Annotated in this window: 6 protein-coding genes; 1 reads left to right on the forward strand and 5 read right to left on the reverse strand. The window is 76.0% G+C overall.

What is annotated here, in order from left to right; translation table 11 throughout:
- The coding region (locus tag MTQ10_RS26350; protein ID WP_247472659.1) for a glycoside hydrolase family 26 protein at positions 1–1,126 on the forward strand (1,126 nt) is incomplete at its 5' end.
- Here the strand turns inward: MTQ10_RS26350 and MTQ10_RS26355 are convergent.
- The 5 genes from MTQ10_RS26355 to murJ form a co-directional block, all read right to left on the reverse strand.
- Complete coding sequence (locus tag MTQ10_RS26355) at positions 1,112–2,227, reverse strand: GNAT family N-acetyltransferase (protein WP_247472660.1); 1,116 nt, start codon at positions 2,225–2,227, stop codon at positions 1,112–1,114. The two genes, MTQ10_RS26350 and MTQ10_RS26355, sit on opposite strands and share 15 nt — an antisense overlap.
- The gene (locus MTQ10_RS26360; RefSeq protein WP_247472661.1) at positions 2,224–2,889 is read right to left on the reverse strand and encodes a lipopolysaccharide biosynthesis protein; all 666 of its coding nucleotides are present in this window, start codon (positions 2,887–2,889) and stop codon (positions 2,224–2,226) included. Before MTQ10_RS26360 ends, MTQ10_RS26355 begins: the two co-directional genes overlap by 4 nt.
- Positions 2,886–4,052, reverse strand: a complete 1,167-nt coding sequence (locus MTQ10_RS26365; RefSeq protein WP_247472662.1) for a glycosyltransferase — start codon at positions 4,050–4,052, stop codon at positions 2,886–2,888. The genes MTQ10_RS26360 and MTQ10_RS26365 overlap by 4 nt, the downstream gene beginning before the upstream one ends.
- A gap of 1 nt (position 4,053) precedes the next feature.
- Positions 4,054–4,788, reverse strand: coding sequence for a polysaccharide deacetylase family protein (locus MTQ10_RS26370; RefSeq protein WP_247472663.1), 735 nt, complete (start codon positions 4,786–4,788; stop codon positions 4,054–4,056).
- Positions 4,772–6,364 (reverse strand): murein biosynthesis integral membrane protein MurJ (gene murJ, locus MTQ10_RS26375; protein WP_247472664.1); only part of this gene is annotated, 1,593 nt, incomplete at its 5' end. The genes murJ and MTQ10_RS26370, both read right to left, overlap by 17 nt.

The following is a 6,364-nucleotide window of genomic DNA, read 5'->3' on the forward strand; positions in this document are numbered from 1 at the left end:
GCCGGCACCCGCCTTGTCCCCCGCGCCCACCGGCGCGGCGGCAGCGGCCACCACCACCCCCGCCTTCGGTGCCTACCTCGACTTCGGGGCGGGCGGTGTGGCCCGAATGGCCGCGCTCAGCACCTGGCTCGGCGGCGCCGAACTGCGGGTCGGCCACACGTATCTGCCCGGCGACCGCTGGAGCAACATCGAGGGCCGGCCCGGCTTCCTCGACATCTGGGCGGACTGGCGGCGCGAGAAGGACGACCGGATGCTCGTCCTCAACGTCCCCATGCTGGAACGCAACGAGGCCCACCTGAGCGACAGTCAGGTGCGCCGGCTGCTGAAACAGGGCGCGGCCGGCGACTTCGACGGGCACTTCCGCAAGCTGGCCGAGCGGCTGGTGGAGCTGAAGGTGCCGGACACGGTGCTGGTCCTCGGCTGGGAGATGAACGGCACCACCTACACGCACCGCTGCGGCCCCGACCCCGAGGCGTGGAAGGCGTACTGGAGGCGGATCGTCACGGCGATGCGCGCCGTGCCCGGGCAGCGGTTCCGGTTCGACTTCGCGCCGAGCCGCGGCCGGGACGCCGTGCCCTGGACGCAGTGCTACCCCGGTGACGACGTCGTCGACATCATCGGCATGGACTCCTACGACCAGCCGTCCGGCATCACCTTCGACGAGCAGGTGAGGGAGCCGTACGGCCTCCAGGCGCACGTCGACTTCGCCAAGGCGCACGGCAAGCCGGTGTCGTACCCGGAGTGGGGGCTGTTCCGCAACGGCGACAACGATGCCTGGATGCGGCGGATGCTCGCCTGGATGGACGAGCACAAGCCGCTGTACAACACGCTGACCGACTACTGCCCGCACGGCGTGTGGCAGTGCGGGCAGAACCCGCGCGCCTCCAAGGTGTACCGCTCGGTCCTCTCCGGCCGCACGGACGCACCGGCCACCCCCACGCCGAACCCGACGACACCCGAGGTTCCGACGCCCGCCGCGACCCCCACCGTGCCCGCCGTGCCCGCCACGCCGCCCGCCACCGGGCACCCGAAGGACTGCACCCCGCTGGACCTCGGCGAATGGGTCGAGTACTGGCTGGGCGGGAAACTGTGCCTGAAGTTCGACTGGTGGTCACGGACCCGCTGACCGGCCCTCCCGGCGGCGCAGCACCTCCTTGGCGCGCCGCCGGGCCGTGTCCCGTGCGACGGCCGCCGCGAGCAGCGGCGCGGTCGTAGCGCGGGCCAGCAGCAGCCGCGAGTTGGGCACCCGCTCCGGCCGCCAGTGCAGCTTGTACGGCTCCTCGCCGCGCAGCAGACTCAGCGTTCCGCGCCCGCCGCCCGCCGACGTGTGCGCGGCGCACGCCTGGAGCAGCATCACCGCCACGTCCGCCTTGCGTTCCCGCAGGCAGGGGTGGGCCCCGTACAGATAGCCGCCCGCCATGCGCGGCGACAGCAGCGTCAGATCGACGGCGACCACGTCGTCCTCCAGCCGGAACTCGGTGACCACCGCGTCGCCCGCGCGCACCATCGGGCCGGCCGCTCGCACCAGATGCTCCAGGAACCGGTCGGTGAGGTGTTCGCCCGTCACCTTCCGCCCCTGCCACTGCAACCGGTGCAGCTCCTGGAGCCGGCGCAGCGCCTTGTCGACCTCGCCGGGCTCCACGGCACGGCGTTCCACACCGAGCGCGTCCAGCCTGCGCAGCTGCGCGCGGGCCCGCTGCTGCGCCTTCGCCGAGCCCAGCCGGGCGATCAGCGTGTTCATGGGCCCGCCGGGCAGCTCCAGACAGACCGAGCCGGGCAGGGTGCGCCGGGGCCCGGACCAGCGGTCGTACAGCAGCTCGGCGGCACCGCCCGGCCGTACCTCGGGCAGGTCGATGACCGCGGTGCGGGCGGCACTTGCGAGCGCGTCGCCGAGAGCGGCCAGTGCGGGCTCCCGGTGCTCGTCGTCGACGAGGACGTCCGTCCAGTCGGACAGGGGCCCGCCGAGCGGGACCAGCGCGGGCAGCGGACGGCGTACGGCGGTCAGCGGGGCCGCCGCCACCAGCGTGCCGCGCGCCGCGCCGCCCGCCCGCACCAGCCACAGCCGCAGCCGGCCCGGCCTGCCGTACGACCGCCACCAGGCGTGCAGCCAGGGGTGGCTCTGGAACGGGGTGGCCGTGCCGCACGACCGGTACAGCCGCTCCCACTCCCCGGCGAGCCGGGCAAGCGCGACCGGGTCGGTGACCAGTTCGGCCGTGTACGCGGTCACAGCCGGCCCTGGGCGTCGGCGGCGACGGCCGGGCCGGGCACCGCCGCGGCCGGCCCCTCCTCGCGGGGTGCGCGGCGTGGCCGTACCAGCAGCGCGAGCGCGCCGAGCAGTCCGCCCGCGCACGCCCCGACCAGCCCGGTCAGTGCGGCCGGCGCCGAGGACGGTTCGGCGGGTTTCACCGCGCGGGCGAACTGCCGCAGGCCCACATGGGTGGCGGCGCGGGCGTCCTCGGCGTGCCGGGTCAGGGCGCGGGCCACCGCGTTGGCCATGTCGGCGGCCTGCGCGGGGCGGGCGGCGGTGGCGGTGACGGACACCATCGGCGCGTCCGGGGAGGTCTCGGCCCGCACATGTTCCTGGAGGGTGCGCACCGGAACGCCCGCCCACACCTGGGCGTCCCCGAGCACCGCGAGCTGGGTGGCGACCCGTCCGTAGGCCTGCGCGAAGCCGAGCGCGGCAGCCGGGTCGGACTCCTCGGTGGGCACGGCGACGACGTACGCGGTGGCCGTGTACTCGGGCGGTGTCGCCACCCCGTACGCGCCGCCGAGCAGCCCGCCGGCGAGGACACCGGCGGCCACCGGCCACCACACGGGCAGCGCACGCGACCGGAGCGGGCGCGGCAGGGCGCGGCGGGCACGCGGAGCGGCTTGGGTCTTGTCGGTCATGAGGCGGTGGCTCCCTGGAGTGAGGCGGACGAGTCGCCCAGCGCGGCCCGGTACACGTCCATGAGCCGGCCGGCGCTGCGGTCGATGCTGTAGTGGACGGCGCCCTCGGGCGTGCCGCGCGGGCCTGGGCCGAGCGCGCGCGTCCCGGTGACGGCGCGGGCGAAGGCGTCGGGCCCGCCGGTCACCCTCCGGGCCGGCCCGACGGTGTGCGGTGGCAGATCGGCGACGGCCGGGCAGGAGGCGTACAGCACGGGCAGCCCGGCGGCCAGCCCCTCCACGACCGCCAGCCCGAACGCCTCCTCCGGCGACGGCGACACGAGCACGTCCATCGCGGACAGCAGCGCGGGCAGATCGGGGCCGGGGCCGCCGTCGGGGACGTAGGGGCGTTCGCCGGTGAACAGCACCCGTCCGGCGATGCCCGTCTCGTGCGCGAGGCGGCGCAGCACGCTCTCCTCGGGGCCGCCGCCGACCAGCAGCAGCCAGTGGTCGTCGGGGAGCGCGGCCACGGCACGCACCAGGACGTCGAAGCGTTTCCCGGGGGCGAGCCGGCCCACCCCGCCGACGACGTACGCCCCGTCGGGCAGCCCCAGCCGGCGTCGCGTGCGGAGCCGGGCGGCCGGGTCGAAACGGAACCGGGCCACGTCGATGCCGTTCGGTACGACCGCGATCCGCGGTGCGGGCACGCCCCAGCGTCGCAGCCGGTCGGCGACGGTGGGGGAGACGGCGACGGTGGCCCGGCCCAGCCGCTCGCTCGCCAGATACAGGGCGCGCACCCCGCGGGTCAGCCGACGGCCCTCCATCTGGGAGTCGCCGAGGGAGTGTTCGGTCGCCACGACCGCCCGCACCCCGGCGAGCCGCGCGGCGAGCCTGCCGTACACGCAGGCCCGGTACAGGTGGGTGTGGACCAGGTCGTAGCCGCCGGAGCGGATCAGCCGTACCAGCCGGGGCAGCGCGGACAGATCGCGGTTGCCGCCCATCCCGAGATGGTGGACGCGCACCCCGTCGGCGGTCAGCCCGTCGGCGACCGCGCCCGGGTTGGTGAGCGTGACCACCTCGCAGTCGAGGGGCAGATGCCGCAGCAGCAGCCGCAACTGCTGCTCGGCGCCGCCCACGCCGAGACCGGTGATGATGTGCAGCGCCCTGCGCGCCTGACGTGCCGTCATGTCACACCCCCACCACGGGACGGCGGCGCAGCCGGTGCAGCCGGCGTTTCAGCAGCAGCCGTACGGCCGTGTCGCGTTCGCCGATGTGGACGCGGGGCAGCGCGAGCGGCCCCGTGAGCGGGCCGGGGTCGATGGCGCAGGCGTGCCGGTAGCCGGCCGCGCGGACCGCGGCCACCGTACGGGCGTCCAGCCTGCCGTACGGGTAGCAGAACCCGTCGACCTCGCGGTCGAGCAGGTCGGCCAGCGCGGCCCGGCTGCCCGCTGTCTCCGCCTCCAGCGCCGTGTCGTCGGCGGTGGTCAGGTCGATGTGGGTCAGGCCGTGCGAGCCGATCTCCATGCCCTCGTCGGCGGCCCGGCGGATGCCGTCGGCGGTCAGCAGCGGCTTGCGCGGGCCGGGCGTGTCCCAGGCGTTGACGCCGCCCAGCCGGCCCGGCAGCACGTACAGGGTCGCGGTGCAGCCGTGCCGGCGCAGCACGGGCAGCGCGTGCGTGAGGAAATCGGCGTACCCGTCGTCGAAGGTGAGACCGACCAGGCCGTCCCCCGCGCCCCGGGCGCGCGCGGCGAGCAGCTCGGCCACCCCGACACCGCGCAGGCCGCGGGCACGCAACCACGCCAGCTGCCGCGCCAGGCGTTCGGGGGTGACGGTGACGTGGTACGGGTCGCAGGTGCGGTCGCCCACCGAGTGGTACATCGCCACCCAGGGGACCGGGCCGGGGCTGTCAGCGGTGTCGGGCATGGCTGAGCTTTCGGGTCGCGGTACGGGCGAGACGGAGTGCGGGTGCGAGGCCCTCGGAGCGCAGGGCGAGGCCGAGGGCGGTGTACACGACGGTCACGGTCAGCGCGCCGGCCGCGAGTCCGGCCGTCGCCGAGCCGGGCAGGCTCGCCGCGCCGGCCCCGGCGAGCGCCGCCACCGGGGCCGCCCGCGCGGTCCGGCTCAGCTCGCGCAGCACCCGTGGCACCCGGACAGGGACGCCGCTGCGGCTCATGCCGGCCAGCAGCAGTGCCGCGGTGAGGGTGATGCCGGCGGCGTTGGCGGCTGCGATGCCCAGCACCCCGTACGGGCCGACCGTCCACGCCCCCGTCCACGCGGTGAGGACGATCCCGGCGGCCATCGCGCCGACCGGGTACCAGGCGGCGCGGCCCGCCGAGAAGTAGGAGCGGACCAGCACCCCGGTGAGGGTCTGGCCGAGCAGCCCCAGCGCGTACACCCGCATCACCCCGGCCGTCGCGGCCGTGTCGGCCGCCGTGAACGCGCCGCGCTGGAACAGCACTTCGACGATCTGCGGGGCGCACGCGGTCACCGCCGCCGTGCCCAGCAGCACGGCCGCCGCCGCGAGCGCGAGGTCCTGCTCGACCCGGCCGCGTGCCCGCTCGGTGTCGCCCTCGGCCAGAGCGCGCGCCACCACCGGGAAGGTCACCGTGCACACCATCAGCGACAGCACCATCGGCATCTGCGCGACCTTCTGCGCGTAGTTGAGATGCGAGATGGCACCCGCGGGGAGATGCGAGGCGAGGTACCGCTCCACGAGGACCTGCGACTGCCGGCACAGCGCGAACAGCAGCACCGTCGCCAGCAGCGCCGTGTCCAGCGGCCGGGCCGCCCGCTCCCCGCCGGACGCCACCGGATCGGGGCCGCGGCGGCCCCGCAACTGCCGCCACAGCGACGGCACCTGTACGGCGACCATCAGGCAGCCGCCCACCGCGACCCCGGCCGCCGCCGACCGCACCCCCCAGCGCCCCCCGAGGAGGAACATCGCCGTGATGATGCCGGTGTTGTAGGCGACGTAGATCGTCGCCGGGGCGAGGAAGCGACGGTGGGCGCGCAGGGCCGCCGAACAGTACCCGGCGAGACCGAAGCTGACCACGCAGGTCGCGGTGAGCCGCGTGCAGTCCACGGCGAGCGCCGGATCGGGCAGGCCCGGCGCCAGCACCGCGACCAGCCGAGGCGCGGCGCCCACCAGCAGCGCGCCCACGGCGGCGAACGCCAGCGCCAGCCGGGGCAGCGTCGAGCCGACCAGGGCGCGCACCGGGTCACCGGGGACGCCCCGCGCCCGCCGGGCCAGCGCCATGCTGAACGCCGGGACCAGCGCGAACGCCAGCCCGTCCTCGATCAGCAGCGTCGCCGCGAACTCCGGCACGGTCCAGGCGACCAGGAAGGCGTCCGTGTCGCTCCCCGCCCCGAACAGCCGGGCCAGCGACTGGTCCCGCACCAGCCCCAGCAGTGCCCCCGCCAGCGACAGGGACGCGGTGACGAGCGTGGCGCGCGCGACGAAACGGGCGGTGACCAGCGGGGGGCGGGGGGCCTCCGTGGG

Origin of the sequence: Streptomyces sp. XM83C (genome assembly GCF_023072675.1) — a bacterium.
GTDB classification, from domain to species: Bacteria; Actinomycetota; Actinomycetes; order Streptomycetales; family Streptomycetaceae; genus Streptomyces; species Streptomyces thermocoprophilus.

Excerpts from the sequence above, each read along its gene's own strand:
- MTQ10_RS26360 (WP_247472661.1), bottom strand. The coding sequence starts at position 2,889 with ATGACCGACAAGACCCAAGCCGCTCCGCGTGCCCGCCGCGCCCTGCCG.
- MTQ10_RS26365 (WP_247472662.1), bottom strand. The coding sequence starts at position 4,052 with ATGACGGCACGTCAGGCGCGCAGGGCGCTGCACATCATCACCGGTCTC.
- MTQ10_RS26370 (WP_247472663.1), bottom strand. The coding sequence starts at position 4,788 with ATGCCCGACACCGCTGACAGCCCCGGCCCGGTCCCCTGGGTGGCGATG.